The following is a 17,318-nucleotide window of genomic DNA, read 5'->3' on the forward strand; positions in this document are numbered from 1 at the left end:
CCCCCAGAGCACCGCCACCCCGTTATGTTTTTCGCGGTCCCGCAAGAGGGCCGCTGGCCTCCGGGCCCGGCATGACCGTTGCCCTCTGTCGAAGGCATGACAATGCCGTTGCTTTTGGGGCCGCTGGGCGGTTGAAGTGATGTGCTGATATCTCGTCTGGAGCGTCTGGGCCTGGGGATCCTGACTCGTTCGTGTCCGCCTGAGTTGGTGGACCGGGTGGTGGGCGAGTCGGGGCGTGCGGAGAAGCGTCGGCGTCTGTTGTCGGCGCGGTTCACGGTGTACTTCGTGCTGGCGATGTGTTTGTTCCCGCAGGCCGACTATCTGGAGGTTCCGCGCCTGTTGAAGACCAGTGACCCAGGTCTGCGGTCCTGGTCCGGGTGATCAAGTCCTCGCTGACCAGGGCCCGGCAGCGGCTTGGTTGGCCAGTGCTGCGGGAGCTGTTCCGGGCCGTGGCTCGACCGTTGGGCACGGATAGTGAGCTGTTCCAGGGACTGCGGGTTCTGGCCCTGGACGGCACGCTGCTGGCCGTGCCCGATTCGGCAGGAAACAACGACACCTTCGGCAAGTCTGGATCTCAGCGCAGTCCGATGGGTTATCCGCAGGCCAGAGCGGTCGCGGTGGCCGAGTGCTCCTCCCACGCCGTCCTGGACGCTGTGATCGGCGGGTTCAAGGACTCCGAACGCATCGTCTCCGACGCGCTGGATGCCCATGTCGGGACCGGCACGCTCTTGCTGGCCGACCGACGACTGTGGGGTCTGGCCCGCTGGCACCGGCTGCGGGACCAGGGCACCCACCTGCTGTGGCGGATCGAGCGACGCGAGGCCCGCCGGGTCCAGGACGTCCTGCCCGATGGCAGCTACCTCGCCCGGATCGAGGCGAACAAGCACAGCAAGGCAGCCGGGACCGTCAAGGCCCCGCCTGCGCTGGTCCGGGTGATCGAGTACCGCGTCGACGGGCAGGCCGACATCGTCCGGCTCATCACCAGCCTGACCGACCACGAGAAGTACCCCGCCGAAGAACTCGCCGTCCTCTACGCCCGCCGCTGGGAGATCGAGTTGATCTTCGAGGAGATCAAGACCCACCAACGCGGCCGACCAGTCCTCATGTCCCAGACACCGGACGGCGTGCGGCAGGAAATCTACGCGCATCTGATCGTGCGCCATGCCACCCGGGCCCTGCACGTCGTCCGCCGCTCGGTGATCTCACCGAGCGGATTTCCCCTCGGCTCACAGGCGAGAAAGTCATGCCGGGCCCGGAGGCCAGCGGTCCCGTTGCAGGACCGCGAAAAACATAACGGGGTATCGCCCCCTGTGCTGAGAATCTCGCGAAGTGGATCTGCGACAGGTGGCGTGACGAGCTGCCCGAACTCACCGCGGTCAAGGTGTCCGAGACACCAAAGACATGGGCGATCTACCGGCCGTAACGGAGAGACGAGGCCGGGCGCGCCCCGCGAGTTGCGGGGCCGCGCCACCTCCGGCACGGGCAACCTCAGCGCGGAGGGAGAGGCCCGGGCCAGCGGCCTGGGGCGCGCCCACTTGGCATGCTATGAACTCAGCCCACGGCTATGACGCGTTAGGCCACTGACGGAGCCAGTCGACCGTGGCGGGGATCCCTTCCTGCAGCGCCGCGTTGGCAACTCCAGGGAACAGAGCTCGCAGGCGCTTGCTGTCGGCCTGCGAGTGGGGGACGTCGCCAGTGCGGACCGGCACGTGTTCCCGGCGCGCGGGGAGCCCTGTCGCCGTCTCGATCTCCTGGATCAGGTCCAGAAGCGAGGTACGGCTGCCGAAGGCCAGGTTCACTGGGCGTGGGTCCACGACCCGGCGGAGGAGGGCGTCGGTGAGGACGTCGCAGACCGTGCCCACGTACGTGAAGTCGCGCGTCTGGGCGCCGTCGCCGTGGATGGTCACCGGCTGGCCGGCGAGGGTGGCGCTGATCCACTTCGGGATGACGGCGGCATAGGCGTGGTCGGCGCGCTGGCCGGGGCCGTAGACGTTGAAGAAGCGGAAGGGAAGTACCGGCAGGTCGAAGCTGTGGTGGTAGGCGCTCAGGTACGCCTCCGTCGTGAGCTTGGTGACCGCGTACGGGCTCATCGGGGCGGAGGCGAGGTCCTCATGCTTCGGCAGGAGCGGGTTGGCACCGTAGACGGAGGACGAGGACGCGGCGATCACGTGCGGGCTGCCGGCACGGCGGGCGGCTTCCAGAACCTGGAGCGTGCCGGTCGCGTTGGCGTGATGGCTTGCCAAGGGATCTCGCAAAGAGCGCGGCACGGAGGGAAGGGCGGCAAGGTGGACGACGGCGTCGGCGCTGCGGAACGCCTGGTCGAGGAGAGCGGCATCCTGGACGTCTCCCTCGAAGAAGTCCACGTCGAGGCCGGCGAGGTTTACCTTGCCCCCGGTGGACAGGTTGTCGACGACCCGGAGTTCGGTGACCTGGGGTTGCTCGGTCAGCGCGTGGACGAGGTTGCCGCCTATGAACCCGGCGCCGCCGGTGATCACAATCTTCACGTTGCTTCCTTTCAGAGAGAGTCGACGTGGGCGCCGGTGAGCCGACGGCGGCAGTCGAGGATGTACGGGGCGTGGGCGCTGATGAGGGGGTAGTCGAAGGCGTCGTGGTCCGCGAGGAGGACGACGGCATCGGCCGCCGCGAGACGTCTGGGCGTCACGTCGACCCGCTGGAGACCCTTGAGGCCGACGGCGCGGGGGTGGGCGTCGTCCAGGACATGGGGGTCGGCGGCCTGCACCTCGGCGCCCATGCCGGCGAGGAGTTCGGAGATGCGAGCGGCTGGTGTCTCCCGGGCATCCCCGGTGTTGGCCTTGTACGCCAGGCCGAGCAGCAGGATCCGGGAGCCCTTGAGCGGCTTGCCGCGCTTGTTGAGGCCTGCCACGAGACGCCGCACCACGTAGTCGGGCATGTGGTTGTTGACGTCGTTCGCGAGCTCGACGAAGCGGAAGCGCTTGCCCAGGGCCCGCTCGACCCGCCACGACAGGTACGACGGGTCGACGGGGAGGCAGTGACCGCCGACCCCCGGGCCGGGGGCGAAGGGCATGAACCCGAACGGCTTGGTGGAGGCGGCGTTGACGGCCGCCCAGATGTCGATGCCCAGGTCGTGGGCGAAGATCGCCAGCTCGTTGGCGAGGGCGATGTTCACGTGCCGAAAGGTGTTCTCAAGGAGCTTGGTCAGCTCCGCCTCCTTACAGCTGGCGACGGGGACGACCGTGTCCACGAGGGACGCGTAGAAGGCGCGGACCGCCTCCGTGGAGGACGGGGTGATCCCGGAGATGACCTTGGGCGTGTTCTCCAGCCTCCACGTGGGGTTTCCGGGGTCGATGCGCTCCGGGCTGTAGCCGAGGTGGAAGTCGAGGCCGGCGGTCAGCCCGGAGCCGCGCTCAAGGATCGGGCGGAACAGCTCTTCGGTCGTCCCGGGGTACGTGGTCGACTCCAGGACGACGGTCGCTCCGCAGGTGAGGTGGCGGCCGAGCGTCCGTGCCGCGTCCTCGACGTGGGACAGGTCCGGCGCGCCGTCGCGCAGCGGCGTCGGGACGGTGACGACCGCCACGTCGAACCCGGCGCAGTCGGCCGGGTCGACGGTCGGCCTGTAGACGCCGGCGGCGAGGAGGGGCGCCAGACGCCTGTCCGAGATGTCCTCGACGTACGACTCGCCGAGCATGAGCCTCTTGATCCGCCCGGCGTCCACGTCGAGGCCGACGACGTGGTGCCCTACCTCGGCGGCTCGCACGGCCAGCGGGAGGCCGACGTATCCCTGCCCCACGACGACCACGCGGAGTCGATGGGGTTCGTGATTCCGGAGCATGTGGTCCACCTCGCTGAGGTCTGGGCTCGGGGGAGCGGGGACGTACTTGTGGTGCGGGATTCGCGGTCGGCGGTGGCCGTAAGATGGGGAGCGCCTCGGCCGTACGAGACTTGCTTGGCCGCCTGTCTCGGACGGCCGAGTGCTGTTCGTGGGCAGCGCGGGGAGGCCGGAAAACCCGTGGGCTGGCCAAACCCGCGGTTCGATACGATGACCGTGGCTTGCAGTCCCGTTTCGTCACCATGCGTGACGCTGGCGTGCGATCGGAGTGATCGCGTCGGCTGCGGCCTCCCGACCTGGGCCCGCCGTGGCAGCGCCACCGGCGCCGTACGTACGAAATGGAGCATCCGAGGATGGCTCGACACCTGGTAACCAGCGCGCTTCCCTACATCAACGGGATCAAGCACCTGGGCAACATGGTCGGGTCGATGCTTCCGGCGGACGTGTACTCCAGGTACCTCCGCCAGCGTGGTCACGACGTCCTCTACATCTGCGCCACCGACGAGCACGGCACGCCGGCCGAGCTGGCCGCCAAGGAGGCCGGTCTGACGGTCGCCGAGTTCTGCGCGCAGGCCCACGACGCGCAGAAGGCCGTGTACGACGGGTTCGAGCTGGCCTTCGACTACTTCGGCCGCAGCTCCTCGCAGCAGAACGTCGGGATCACCCAGCACTTCGCTCGGAAGCTGAACGAGAACGGCTTCATCGAGGAGCGGGCGATCCGCCAGGTGTACTCGCCGGTCGACGGACGCTTCCTGCCGGACCGGTACGTCGAGGGCACCTGCCCGCACTGCGGCTACGACAAGGCCCGCGGCGACCAGTGCGAGAACTGCACCCGAGTCCTGGACCCGACCGACCTGATCAACCCGCGCTCGGCGATCAGCGGTTCCACGGACCTGGAGGTCCGCGAGACCAAGCACCTCTTCCTGCTGCAGTCGAAGCTCCAGCACGAGGTCGAGGAGTGGATCGCCACCGTCAGCAGGGAGTGGCCGCACCTGTCCACGTCCATCGCCCGGAAGTGGCTGACCGAGGGTCTGAACGATCGCGCCATCACCCGCGACCTCGACTGGGGCGTGCCGGTGCCGGCCGACACCTGGCCGGAGCTCGCGGCCGAGGGCAAGGTCTTCTACGTCTGGTTCGACGCTCCGATCGAGTACATCGGCGCGACGAAGGAGTGGGCGGACGCCGCCCCCGACGGTCAAGCCCGCGACTGGAAGTCGTGGTGGTATGAGGCCGACGACACCGTCCGGTACACGCAGTTCATGGCGAAGGACAACGTCCCCTTCCACACGGTGATGTTCCCGGCCACCGAGCTCGGCGTGCGGGAGCCGTGGAAGAAGGTCGACGTCGTCAAGGGCTTCAACTGGCTGACGTACTACGGCGGGAAGTTCTCCACCTCGCAGAAGCGCGGCGTCTTCACCGACGCGGCCCTGGAGACCCTCCCCGGCGACTACTGGCGCTACTTCCTGATCGCCAACGCCCCCGAGTCGGACGACTCCTCCTTCACCTGGGAGCACTTCACCGCCACGGTCAACAAGGACCTGGCCGACACCCTCGGCAACTTCGTCAACCGCGTGCTGTCCTTCTCCCGCAAGCGGTTCGGCGACGAGGTCCCGGCGGGCCACGCGGCCGGCGAGGCGGAGGCGAAGCTGGGCGAGGAGATCGCACGGCTGCTTGGCGAGTACGAGGAGCAGATGGAGGCGCTCCAGTTCCGCAAGGCCGCCGCTGCCTTGCGTGCGCTGTGGTCCGCGGGCAACTCGTACCTGGAGGAGAAGGCGCCCTGGCTGGAGATCAAGACCGACGCGGACGGCGCCGCGCTGACCCTGCGCACCGCGATGAACCTGATCCACCTGTACGCGGTCGTCTCCGAGCCGTTCATTCCGGCCACGGCCGCCGCCATGCGCGGTGCCTTTGCTCTGGAGAACGACACTGCGACCTGGGTGACCGCCGACCAGGCCAAGTCCCTGGACACCGTCCCGGCTGGCACCGCGTTCACCGTTCCGCCGGTGCTCTTCGCGAAGATCACGGAGGAGGACCTGGAGTCCTACCGTGAGCGCTTCGGCGGCGCCCCGGAGGCCTGACAGGCATCCCCACACCCGTACCGTCCCGACTCTCATCGGGCGGTACGGGAGTGGAGGAGGACGGGCAGGTCCGCGGGTGAGACGTTCATGAGCCGCACGCGAGGAACCGGGCCACCGATCTCCACGCACGTGACCCCGGCGGACCCGGGCACGTGCTGGAGGTACCGGTCGAAGCCGTTCCCGGTGAGCCATAGCAACAAGCAGGCGATGCCCCCACCGTGCCCGAGGAGGACGGTGGTTCGCCGTGCCCCGGAGCGGACCTCGTCCCAGAGATTCACGTAGCGGGCCTGGACGTCCTCCGACGACTCGCCGCCCGGCGTGCGGAGCCGGTGGATCGGCACACCGTGGCGAGCGGCCTCGGCGGCGGCGAGTTCCCTGGGCCGGCCCCCGAGGTGACCGCTGTCCTTGGCGGCCAGACGCTCGTCGACGCGGACATCGGCCGGGGCGAGCGCGGCGGCGAGAAGCTCGGCCGACTCCCGGCAACGGGACATCGGGCTGATGAGCATCTGATCCACGGCGACCCCAGCCGCCGCGAGGCAGGCACCGACCCACCGTATGTCGGCGCGCCCGCGCTCGCTGAGCCGGCCGCCGACCGCGCGGCCCTGGTGGATGCCCTGGAGGTTCTCCTCCGTCTCGCCGTGCTTGATCAGGTAGATGCGCTGGGTGCTCATGGTGTCGTGTCTCCTCACTCCGGTCAGTCCCAGTGGTGGACGTCGACGCGTGCGGAGACTGCGGCGGCGACCTCGTCGTGCTCGGCCTGGCTCATGGCGGGGAAACGGTCGTGGTGCCACTCGACGTAGAGGACGGAGACGAGGTCGATCGTCCCGTCGGCGAGCAGCTTCCTGAGCACGGGGTACTCGGCGCCCTCGATGTCCATCTTCACGGTGACGAGGTCCTTCGGCGTGGCGGTTCGGCGGAGCCAGGCGCTGAAGTCCACCGCCGGTACGGCGACGGGCGAGCTGTAGTCGATCTGCTGGTTGTACATGGGCGGGACCCGCTTGCCGGGCATCACGGTGGAGCTCTCGTGGTGGCCGAGGAAGAGGTCGATCGTGCCGTCCTCGGTCCACACCGCACTGGAGGAGACGTCGACCAGGCCGGCGTGCTGGGCCCGCTCCACGTTCGCGCTGATGGAGGGGAGCAGGGTCGCATTGGGCTCGAAGGCGTAGAAGTCGTGGTCTGGGAGCTCGTCCATGAAGCGCTTCAGCACGATTCCGAGGTTGGCGCCGCAGTCGACGAAGATCTTGCGCATGAGAGTCAGTCCTCCAGGTCGGTCATTGGAGCGTTGAGGTCGATCTCCCGTACGACGCGATCGGCGAGCAGGACGAAGTCGCCGGTCTCGGGGAGGTAGCAGCGCTCCTCGTAGCGGACGGTGATGCGGCGGACGGGTTCCTCGCCGCGGTAGGCGGGCAGATCACCCCACCGGTAGAGCTGGCCTCCGGGCGCCTTGAGGTGACGTAGCCACCGGGGCAGAGGGCTCTTTCGAGTACCGGCGTTGAGCCGGTTGAACATGGCGGTCAGGAAGGCGACGTGCTCGGCTGACCGTTCCTCGTTCCTGTGCGTTCGGCCGTAGGTCCGTTTGAGCTGGTGCAGCCGGTCCGGGTCGCCACGGGCTTGGACGAGGAGATTCCGGAGCCGCTGGTCCCAGACGATTCCGAGGTGACCGTGGAGGACAGGCTCGTCCGTGAGGAAGTAGCCATCGACCCGACCGAACTCGCGCTCGTACGGGCACATGTAGCCGTTGTAGAGACCCCGCTTCGCGCCGGAGACGGTCTCCACCTGCCAATGGATGCGGGCGGTGAAGGGTGCGTCCCACCACCCCAGATGCCAGGGCTGCCACAGCAGGTCGGCGGCGCTGAGCAGGAGCATGGTGAATGCGATCAGCGCGGCAGGCCACCCGAAGGCCGTTTCGTACCCCGTGCCGGGAAGCAGCCCGAAGACTGTCGCGAGGCCGATGTTGGCGGCGATGTTCTCCCAGAAGAGGATGCCGGAGGCGAGGGCGACGGCGAGGTTGAAGAGCGCGGTCGCCACCAGGATCGCGATCAGCAGCCGGCCGTCGAGGAAGGCGACCAGCCCGGCGGCCTCCACGACCATCGTGAGGATGTTGACGGGGCGGTCCACGACCCTCGCCCGGCGCAGGATCCGAGACACCTTCCCGGACGGGAGGAAGCGTGCCCAACCCCAGGAGTACGCCGAGGCCATGAGGTAGTGCGTGCGGTTGTCCCAGGCCCACGACCAGGGACGCGGCGCCAGATGGGCCTTGCTCCAAGCCGGCTTGACGTAGTGCGACAGCGAGACGCAGCCGAATATCAGCACCAGAGCGGCCGTGGAGTTGGAAGGAGCAGGGGTGAGGACTGCGGTCACGACGAACCAGGCGAGGTACGCCTTCAGCAGGCGCACTGGCATCATCGCGTGGTGCTGCCACCCGCGCAGCCTGCCGCAGAACACGGCGATCCACGCCAGCAGGGCGGCAGCCCAGGCGACCGAGGCCACGGCGAGGAACAAGAGGAGTAGCTTGTCCCGACGCTGCGGACCGATGGGCAGCGTGACGTCGTAGTCGCTCGTCGCGCCGCGCCAGGTCAGCAAGGCGATCACTGAGACGACGAACAAGTGCAGCGGTCGGGGCAGGGGCGACGGCCGGAGAGACAGAGGGGCGATGGCCGTGACGCCGGCGATCACGGCCAAGGGTGTGGGGTGCCGGGCGAGAGTGCGTACCGCAGGGGAGACACCGAAGCGGTAGCAAGCCACGACGGCAGCCACAACCGCAGCGGTCGCCGCGTACGAGGGAAGCGGGGGAGTCGACATCTCCGGCTACCCCGCGATCGGTGCGGGCATCGGCCGACCGGCCACCGGCAGACTCTCCAGGTACGAGGCGATCCGTTCCCGGGGGTCGGCGGAGAGGTACTGGTCCCGGTGGCGTACGACGTTGTCGCGGAGCGCCTGACCACGCGCGAGGAAGTCGAGGACGGCTCGCCGTTCGACGCCTGGGGCTGCCGTTCCCAGTTCCGCCTCGTCGATGACCTTGGCGCACCAGTGCTGGTCGTAGGTGGGTAACGGGACGAGGTGGACCGGTTTGCCGAGGACGAGGGCCTCGCTGATCAGGTTGAAGCCGGCGTTGGAGAACACGACCTCGGAGCGGGCCATGTCCGCGATGAACGCCTCGCGGTCGAAGGCGCGGATCTCGACACGGGCATCGGCGTACCCGCGCAGCGACCTCAACTCCGTCGGCTGCGTGTAGATCCGCAGCGTCCGGTCCGGTACGGACTGGCGGAAGATCGAGGCCAGTTCGCGGACGGACTCCTCCGGGCCGTGGTCGAAGTAGCGGGAGAAGTAGGCCGTGGCGAGGGGCTCGGTGGTGACCGGCGCTGACCTGACGAGGTCGGGAACGATCGGGGAGACGAACTCCACCCCCCGGTCCTCGGCGTCCAGCGGGACGTAGGAGCAGATGAAGGACCGGTCCACGCGGGGCGCGAAGTACCGCAGTCGCTGCTCGTCGGCAGTACGGGCGTATCGGCCGACGGTGGGGAGGTCGAGGTGCCGGTACTTGCTCTGCTGGTCGATGGAGATGAGCGGACGGCCGAAGTGGTAGGCGAGGCGCGGGGTGTTGGGCTCGTAGTCGGTGACGAACACGTCCGGGACGCCGCTGTTCCGGACAGCCCTGCGCAGCTGGAGATGCCGGAGGAAGCCTCCAGGCGCCTGCCGGATGTTCGCGCGTACGGCGTCGCGCACGTGGATCCGGTCGCCGCACGCGAGCAGCGTCGGCATCCAACTGTCCCAGGCGGGGAACCCGAGGTCTCCGAAGTACTCGGCCCGGCTGGCGCCGTTGGTGACGATCCGGACGCGGTGCCCGCGGTCGCGGAGGAACTGGGCGATCACGCTCTGCCGGACGGTGTGTCCCATGCCGATGCCGTTGACACCGATGATCACGTTGAGCGGCTGTACGTTTCCGTTTCCGGACACGACGATTCCATCCCTTCGGTCAGGAGAGCCGGGTGATGACATTGCGAGTGATCGCGGCGACCTGGGGGTCGGTGGCCAGGAGACGGGCCCAGTCGGTGGTGGCGGCGGAGAAGACCGTGCCGCCTGCGGTGAAGACCCCGAGCGTGGCGGTCCGGGGGCTCGACAGCGGCTCACGGGCGGCGAAGTTCCAGTCCGAGGGGAGTTCGGCGATGCCGAGGATCTCGAAGTCCTTCGGCGTTCCGTCCTGGCCGGTGGGGCGCGGTCGGCCGGCGGCGTCGTACTCGTACGCCGCGCCGTCGCACTCGTAGCCGATCAGCGCCCCGCCGTGTCCCAGGCTGTCTCCGGTCCTGAGCTCTGTGCCGGAGAAGGCCCAGTGGCCGGCGTCGGTGACGATGAAGCCCTGGGAAGCGCGGGTGCCGTCCCAGTGGCCACCGCCGTTGCGGTAGCTCACGCCCAGGAGGGTGTTCTCCGGCTCCGACTCCCACCAGTGGTCCGGGCACCCGTACGAGCTGTCCGGTTCGGTGCCGGCGGGGGCTCCGGGCGGGAACTTGTCGCAGGACAGCCCCGTCCCGTCCGGGGTGACGCCGACGCGCCACCAGCAGGTGTTGGCCCCGAAGTTGGCTATGTGGCCGCCGGTGTCCCGGAAGGCGGTCACGTCGCGTCGGAGGTCGGTGCTCCAGTACTCGTCGTGACCGGCGGCGACCAGGAGGCGGTATCCGTCGCGCAGGAACAGCCCCTCGTGGAGGTCCAGGTCGGTGCAGTAGTCGGCCTCGATCCGGTTCCGCTCCATCCATGCGATGAAGGGGGCGTCCCAGTGGGCGAACGTCTGCCGGGGCGATGACGGGTCGAACGCGTCCGGCAGGCCCTTCACGGGCCCGCCGACACCGCCTCCGGGCCGGTGCGTCGTGACCTGGGCGGCGCTGTAGAGGCTGCCGCCGCCTGCCGTGTTGTACGCCTGGTAGGTGAACGTCGGGATCTTGTACAGGATCCCGCGGCCGGAGGGCGCGGAGGGGGTGACGACCAGGAGGATGCGCGCCTCCCGGGCATCCAGCGGCGGTATGCCGGAGGCGCGCTCGGTGCCCAGCACCGCGATGTAGACACCGGACCGCCACTCCGGGGGGACGAGGAACTCGTACGCGGGCCACTGCCAGTCCGCGTCGAAGCGTCCGGTGGAGGTGGTCCGGCCGGGCCACTCGACGTGCCCCGCGTGCTGCGGCTTGGCTCCCCAGCGGTAGAAGTCGACGTGGAAGCGGGGAGCGGTGGTGGCGATGTGCAGGCGTAGGACCTCACCAACTCGGACGCTCGGCCGGGCCGCGTAGCCGTTGAGGGTGGTCACGCTCCCTCCCTGGGACGGGCCACGCCGGCGAGGTGGAAGGGATCGATCGCCTCGACGCTGGTGTCCCAACCCAGGCCGTTCAGCTGGGAGGTGAGCTCGGTGGGGTCTCGGAGCACCTTCACGGCGACGTGGCGGGAACCGTCGGAGAGGGTGCGATGGACGGCCGGCACGGGTGCCGCTTCCACCCGGTCCTCGATCTCCGCCTTCGCCGGCGAGTCGTCGAGGAACACCACGCGACCGCCGGGCACCAGGGCCCACCTGAGCAGATCCCAGAACGGTTCCATCTCCAGAGGCGGCACGTGGCTGAGCCAGAACGCGAAGAACACCGTGTCGTACTGGCGGTCCGGCTCCCATTCGAAGACGTCCGCCTCAATGAAGCGGGTCTCAGTCCCTCTCATACGGTCGCGGGCCCGGCGGAGCATCTCCGGCGCCGCGTCCAACGCGGTCAGGCTGCGGGCCCGGTGGGACAGCAACTGCGTCCACTGGCCCGTGCCGCAGGCGATCTCCAGGACGTCACCGCCGATCGGCAGCGAGTCCAGGCCCTTCGCGAGCCGCGGCATGTCCATGCGGGTGCTGTACGTGGCGTCGTACTCGCTGGCTCGCGCCTGGTAGTAGGCGATCTGGCCTCCTGACCAGTCGTCCGGACCGCCCTGTCGCTCCTTCGTTCCAGTCACGCTGTGACCACCCCTCTCGACTACTTACGGAGCCGTGGCGCTCCGTGCCGAGAAGACTGCCGAGCGGAGCTGGTCAGCGGGCTGCCGTGGTGTCGCACTCGCGGTGCAGCACCGTCGCTGTCCAGGGCGACGAGCGCGCCTCGCTCAGACCTGGCCGGAATGGCCCGGGTGCTGCATCCGTGCTGAACTCCCGTCGCAGCGAAGGCCCTACGCCGCTGGTCAGCCCGCTCTACCCTGTTACCGTCGTCGGTGTCGGTCGAAGGAGCTCAGGTGGCCACAGTGCAGCGCTGGACCGGACGGGAGGCGCGTGCTCTGCGGCTCGCGACGCGTCGGAGCGTGCGTGGCTTCGCGTCCTACCTCGGCGTCAGCGACCGGACGGTGTCCAATTGGGAGGCCCGGGGCGAGGAGATCGTCGTCGCACCGGACTCCCAGGCGTTACTCGACACTGCGTTGGAACGGAGCGACTCGGAGGTGCGGCAGCGCTTCTGGGACTCCGTCGGTGTTCCTACGCCCTCGGTCGCGCCGGCGCCGGACGACTACCTCCCGATACCCGTTCCGGAGCCCGGCTTGGTGCACAGGTCTGAAGATCTCGAAGGGCTCGTCTCCGTACTCCGGGAGGCGACGCAGGACGACAGCGTCGCCACCGTCGCCCTGTGCGGCCCTGGCGGGTTCGGGAAGACGACGCTGGCCACCCAGGTGTGCCACGACCCCCGCGTCCGGGAATCCTTCTCGGAGATCCTCTGGGTGGAGACCGGCGAGGGATGCACGGCCGCCAGGGTCGTCGAGCTGATCTCCGACCTGTGCGTCCACCTCGACGGCAACCGTCCGTCCCTCGCGGACCCGGAGCAGGCCGGGTTCCGCCTTGCCCGTCTGCTCCAGGGACGACGCGCGCTCCTCATCGTCGACAACGTCTGGTCCGCCACCGACCTCGGCCCCTTCCTGCTCGGTGGCGAGGACTGCGTACGGCTCGTGACCACGAGGAACGTGCGCGTGTGTCCTAGTTCCGCCCGAGTCGTGCGCCTGGGGCCCATGGCTCCGGGGGAGATCCGCGAGCTGCTCGTCCGTAACGTAGGGGCCCTGGACGACACCGAGGCCGCACGCCTCGCAGGCGTGTGCGGAGGATGGCCCCTGCTTGCGTCGATCGTTGGGGCGAACGTCTCGCAGGAGGTCGGAGCCGGTGCCCCCGCCGGTCGCGCCGTCACGGAGACGAACGCGACGATCCGCGCGTACGGACCTCAGGCTTTCGACGTCTGGGACTCCGACCAGCGCAGGAACGCCATCGGGCAGGCGCTCGAGTCCAGCCTCCGCAGCCTCGGCGAGAGCGTCTCGATCGCCGGGCGCACTGACCTGCGGGACCGGTACCTCTCCCTGGCGGTGTTCCCTCCGTCGGTGCCGATCCCCATGTCGGTACTCACCCATTGGTGGGGCACCGCGAACGGATGGGCTCCCCACGTGGTGCGCCAGTTCTGCCAGGTACTGTCCGACCGGTCTCTGATCAGTGCCTACCTCGCCGACCGGAACGCCATCGTGCTGCACGACGTGTTCCGGTCCTACCTGCGTCATCTGGTCGGGGATCAGCGGGCGGCCCTTCACCGATCCCTGGTGGAGACATACCGGCGGAGCACAGGCGGTGCTTGGGAGACCCTGGACGAGACCGACGGCTACCTGTGGCGCCATCTTCCCTACCACCTGCGTGAGGCCGGCCTCGACGCCGAGCTCGTCAGCCTGCTGGCCTCGCCGACGTACGTGATGCGCAAGGTCGCACTCGTCGGACACCAGTCGCTGACTGCGGACACCGCTGTGCTTGACGCCCTGCCCAAGCGGCATGATGTCGGCCATCCGCAGTACCAGGTGTGGGCGACCGCCCGAGCCCTGACCGGCGCCGGGTATCTGCTGAGCGGGCTGGAGAGCCCGGCCGACATCGCCTCGACCCTCTCGATCGTGCTGCGTCGCGCACCCTTTCCCGAGGCCACTCCACCCCTGGAGGGCGCAGCGGGGGAGGGGCTGGTGCTCGCCCCGAGGTGGCTGTTGTCCCCGGAGGAGAGCTCCGCGGCGGCGACGGAGCGCGGTCACATCGGTGCGGTCGTCAGCGTGTCTGCCGTCCGCGACCTGGTGGCATCGGGCGGCGAGGACGGGGTGGTCAGGCTGTGGAACCTGAACACGGGCAAGCTCCTCCGAGCTCACGAGGCCCATACCGGTTGGGTGTTCGCCACCGCGCTCTCCGCGGATGGGATGCTCCTCGCCTCGGCTGGGGACGACGGAGCGATCCGGCTGTGGCGCACGGACACCGGCGAACCCGTCGGGGTGCTGCCCGGGCATAACCGCCGCATCCGCAGCCTCGCCTTCTCCTCAGCCGACCCCGTCCTGGTCTCCGGTGCCGAGGACGGAGCCGTATGCGCGTGGGACCTGGAGCGGCTCGTGCTCCTGCGTACGATGCGGGCGGCCGGCACTCCCGTCTGGTCTGTGGCGATCGGCGGGGACTCCGACTCGCTCGTGGCCGCAGCCGGCGAGGACGAGTTTGTTCGCCTCTTCGACCTGCGCACCGGCCGCCTCCTGGACGAACGTGCGGCACACCGGGACTGGGTACGCTCCGTGGCCTTCGCTCCGGGCTCCTCCCTCCTGGCTTCCGGGTCTGGTGACCGTTCCGTAGCCGTGTGGCATGCGGCCGACGGGAAACTCACGCTCGTCCGCCGGACAACCGACCTCAAGGCGCGCGTGCGCGCCGTCGCTCTGTCCCCGCAGGACGACGTCCTCGTCGCCGCCACGGAGGAGCCGAGGATCCAGGCGTTCTCGGCGGACAGACCAGTGGGCGAGACGCAGCTCCCACCGGGGGTGGACTGGGTGCGCTCACTCGCCAGAACAGGCGACGGCACAGTGATCGCCGGATGCGAGGACGGCGCTGTCCGCGTCTGGACCGTGGGGAAGAGCAAGCTCAGGACCCTGGCCAACGGCTCGAACACCGTGTGGTCCACGCAGTTCGCGGCCGACGGACGCACCGCCGTGGTCGGCGACGGGGCCGGCGGCGTCGACGTCATCGACGCCACGACTGCGACAGTCAGCCGGAAGCTGCCGGCGGCCCACGGACGCGTCTGGTCCCTGGCCTGCGGCGAGGAACACGTCGCTGCGGCCTGTGGCGACGGGGCCGTCAGAGTCTGGTCGCTGCTGGACACGGCCTGGTCGCTCACCCTGAACCAGGACACCCCGCGTACGTGGGCCGTGGCGATGGCCCGTTTGACGCCTCGTGTTGCCGCGAGCACCGGCGACGGACACCTCCGGTGCTGGGATCTGCCCACCGGGACGCTGCTGTGGAGCCAGGACGTGCACGCTGGTCGGCTGCGATCGCTCTCCTTCGACGACAGCGGAGACCTCCTGGCAGCCTGCGGTGGTGACGGTTCGGTACGCGTGTGGCAGGCCCCGACCGGGGAGTTCAAGAGCCGGTTCAGCAGCCCCAGCGGGTGGGCACGGGCCGTCGCCGTGGACGGTCCGGGCAACCGGGTGGCGGTCGGGGCGGGAACCGGCGACATCGCGGTACGTCACCTGGGGACGGACCGGTTCACCTCTCACCTCTCCGGCCACACAGGCCGCATCCTCATGCTGGGCTTCATGAGTGACGAGGACCGCCTTGTGTCGGCTGCGGCGGACGGGACGGTGCGCGTGTGGTCGCTCGGCGAGCAGCGGCAGATCGCCAAGGTCCGGGTGGACGCCTCACTGCACTGCGCGGCCTTCGAACCCGCGACGGGCGAGGTCCTGGTAGGCAGCGCGGCCGGCGTTGTGGCCCTGGGGATCATGGATTCGTGAGCGAGAACCGAAGGACTTGAACACCATGACAGAGAAGACTTCCCGGACCTCGGGCGGCGAGGCCATTCGCGCCGCCGAACCAGTCGGTGCTCCGGTCATCCTGAGCAACGAGCCCGGCTCGTTCGCCTGGGGCGTGCTGGTCAAACGCCACCCTGCGCTCATCCAGCAGGTGCGAGACGCCTTCCCGTACGGTCGCCGACAGCACGAGGCCCTTGACGCACTGCTGGACGAGATCACCAACGGCGTCGTCGAACCGCTTGCCTCCGCGGAACACGACCACGTGCGCTGGGCGTACTGGGGGCAGGAGCACTTTGGGCGCTCGTGGTACGACGCCCCGTTCCTGTGGGCGGAGAGTTACTTCTACCGCAGGCTCCTCGCCGCCATTGAGTACTTCGGCACCGGCCCATGGCAGGGAGTTGATCCGTTCGCGCCATTCAAGCAGGCCGAACTGCGAGGCGAGGCGGTGGAGGAGGAGCTGCGAGCCCTCGACGCGCTTGCGGACGCGCCGGCCGACGAGCGGGCCACGGCCCTGCTCCACGCCTCACTCTGGGGCAACCGCGCGGATCTTGGCTTCCGCGTTGCAGCGAGGGAGCCGGCGATCGGTGACGCCACTACCTCCACGCTGGTCGCAGACGACAGCGCCTTGCTGTGGCAGCTCCTGCCCGCCGGAGCGTCCTCCACCGTCGCTGTGGTGGCGGACAACGCGGGACGAGAGCTCATCCCGGATCTGATCCTCATCGACCACCTCCTCGAACAGCGGCACGCCGAACGTGTCGTGCTGCACGTCAAGCCTTACCCCTACTACGTCTCCGACGCGATGACGGCTGACGTCGTCGACTGCCTCCGTCGCCTCACCGAGGCGCCCGGCGAAGCCAGCCGGATCGGCGGCCGACTGTGGAAGGCCATGGCGGCAGGAAGCCTGGAGGTCCGCACCCACCCCTTCTTCTGCGCTCCGCTGCCGTACGAGGGGATGCCCAAGGACCTTCGCGGCGAGTTCGAGAGCGCCACGCTCACCATCCTGAAGGGCGACCTCAACTACCGTCGCCTGGTGGGCGACCAGCTGTGGGATGCCACGGCGCCCTTCACCGATCTCACTGCCTACTTCCCGGGGGCCGTCGCGGCGCTCCGGACCCTGAAGTCCGACGTCATCGTCGGCTTGGAGCAGGAAGCACTGGACGCCCTCGAACCGTCCGGGGCTGCCTGGCGTACGAGCGGAACTCACGCGCTCATTCAGGTGCGACGGTAGAACCCGGGTGGAGTGAGCTCCCGCGCATCAGGTCTCATACCTGGAATGGTCGGCCACGTCAGCTCGGCTGCTTCGCGCTGACGCTCCGGCCATTGCCCGCGTGGTCAGACCACCAGGAGTTGCCGCCGCAAGGGATGCTCTGGAGCTACTGCCTTGATCGCGTTCGCCAGGCAGTCGCGTGCCGATGCGCCCAGAACGTGCGAGGGAGCGGAACGCTGTTCTCGGCGAACACGGCTGCACAGCCCTTATGCCCTCCGTTACGGACAACGGAGGGATGGTCGTCGGGGGCGCCGACCGCCAGAGGGGACGGTTCCTCAGGCTCGGGCAACGTGTCAAGCAGCCGCAACACCGTGTTGCGGTTGACGGACACCCCGAAGACTCGTGCCATTAGGGCACCGGCCCGGCCGGCGAGGGCGAGGCC

General features: G+C 69.1%; 13 protein-coding genes and 1 pseudogene. 6 read left to right on the forward strand and 8 right to left on the reverse strand.

What is annotated here, in order from left to right; genetic code table 11:
- Positions 1-219: 219 nt before the first annotated feature.
- The 3 genes and pseudogenes from AB0D53_RS27640 (at position 220) to AB0D53_RS27650 (ending at position 1,423) form a co-directional block, all read left to right on the forward strand.
- The gene (locus AB0D53_RS27640; RefSeq protein ID WP_362451566.1) at positions 220-381 is read left to right on the forward strand and encodes a transposase domain-containing protein; all 162 of its coding nucleotides are present in this window, start codon (positions 220-222) and stop codon (positions 379-381) included.
- A gap of 44 nt (positions 382-425) precedes the next feature.
- Positions 426-1,097, forward strand: a pseudogene (locus tag AB0D53_RS27645) (IS4 family transposase); the annotation flags it as partial.
- 260 nt (positions 1,098-1,357) lie between these two features.
- Positions 1,358-1,423 (forward strand): hypothetical protein, encoded by a 66-nt coding sequence (locus AB0D53_RS27650; protein ID WP_362451568.1) that lies wholly within the window; start codon positions 1,358-1,360, stop codon positions 1,421-1,423.
- A 139-nt stretch (positions 1,424-1,562) separates the two neighbouring features.
- On the opposite strand, the gene AB0D53_RS27655 is transcribed toward AB0D53_RS27650, so the two are convergent.
- Positions 1,563-2,504, reverse strand: a complete 942-nt coding sequence (locus tag AB0D53_RS27655; RefSeq protein WP_362451349.1) for an NAD-dependent epimerase/dehydratase family protein — start codon at positions 2,502-2,504, stop codon at positions 1,563-1,565.
- Between the two features lie 11 nt (positions 2,505-2,515).
- Complete coding sequence (locus AB0D53_RS27660; RefSeq protein WP_362451351.1) at positions 2,516-3,811, reverse strand: nucleotide sugar dehydrogenase; 1,296 nt, start codon at positions 3,809-3,811, stop codon at positions 2,516-2,518.
- Between the two features lie 350 nt (positions 3,812-4,161).
- Here AB0D53_RS27660 and metG point away from each other — a divergent pair, with 350 nt between their 5' ends.
- A complete protein-coding gene (gene metG, locus AB0D53_RS27665; RefSeq protein WP_362451354.1) occupies positions 4,162-5,886 on the forward strand; it encodes a methionine--tRNA ligase in 1,725 nt (574 codons plus the stop codon).
- Positions 5,887-5,918: 32 nt separating this feature from the next.
- On the opposite strand, the gene AB0D53_RS27670 is transcribed toward metG, so the two are convergent.
- From AB0D53_RS27670 to AB0D53_RS27695, 6 genes are read right to left on the reverse strand one after another with little or no spacing between them, the layout of a single operon-like run.
- Positions 5,919-6,557 carry a histidine phosphatase family protein gene (locus tag AB0D53_RS27670; RefSeq protein WP_362451357.1) on the reverse strand — a complete coding sequence of 213 codons (639 nt, stop codon included), beginning with the start codon at positions 6,555-6,557 and terminating at the stop codon, positions 5,919-5,921.
- A 23-nt stretch (positions 6,558-6,580) separates the two neighbouring features.
- Positions 6,581-7,135, reverse strand: coding sequence for an FkbM family methyltransferase (locus AB0D53_RS27675; protein WP_362451359.1), 555 nt, complete (start codon positions 7,133-7,135; stop codon positions 6,581-6,583).
- Between the two features lie 5 nt (positions 7,136-7,140).
- On the reverse strand, positions 7,141-8,688 hold the full coding sequence (locus AB0D53_RS27680) for a hypothetical protein (protein ID WP_362451361.1): 1,548 nt from the start codon (positions 8,686-8,688) through the stop codon (positions 7,141-7,143).
- 6 nt (positions 8,689-8,694) lie between these two features.
- Positions 8,695-9,843 (reverse strand): glycosyltransferase family protein, encoded by a 1,149-nt coding sequence (locus AB0D53_RS27685; protein WP_362451363.1) that lies wholly within the window; start codon positions 9,841-9,843, stop codon positions 8,695-8,697.
- Positions 9,844-9,862: 19 nt separating this feature from the next.
- Entirely contained in the window at positions 9,863-11,179 is a 1,317-nt protein-coding gene (locus AB0D53_RS27690) for a N,N-dimethylformamidase beta subunit family domain-containing protein (protein WP_362451365.1), read from the reverse strand.
- Positions 11,176-11,853, reverse strand: a complete 678-nt coding sequence (locus AB0D53_RS27695) for a class I SAM-dependent methyltransferase (RefSeq protein WP_362451368.1) — start codon at positions 11,851-11,853, stop codon at positions 11,176-11,178. Before AB0D53_RS27695 ends, AB0D53_RS27690 begins: the two co-directional genes overlap by 4 nt.
- Before the next feature lie 270 nt (positions 11,854-12,123).
- Between AB0D53_RS27695 and AB0D53_RS27700 the strand changes: the two genes are divergently transcribed.
- Both AB0D53_RS27700 and AB0D53_RS27705 read left to right on the forward strand, forming a co-directional pair.
- Entirely contained in the window at positions 12,124-15,651 is a 3,528-nt protein-coding gene (locus AB0D53_RS27700) for an NB-ARC domain-containing protein (protein ID WP_362451370.1), read from the forward strand.
- 25 nt (positions 15,652-15,676) lie between these two features.
- Positions 15,677-16,897 (forward strand): damage-control phosphatase ARMT1 family protein, encoded by a 1,221-nt coding sequence (locus tag AB0D53_RS27705; protein WP_362451373.1) that lies wholly within the window; start codon positions 15,677-15,679, stop codon positions 16,895-16,897.
- The last annotated feature ends 421 nt before the right edge of the window (positions 16,898-17,318 follow it).

Origin of the sequence: Streptomyces sp. NPDC048295 (assembly GCF_040652135.1) — a bacterium.
Classification (GTDB): Bacteria; Actinomycetota; Actinomycetes; order Streptomycetales; family Streptomycetaceae; genus Streptomyces.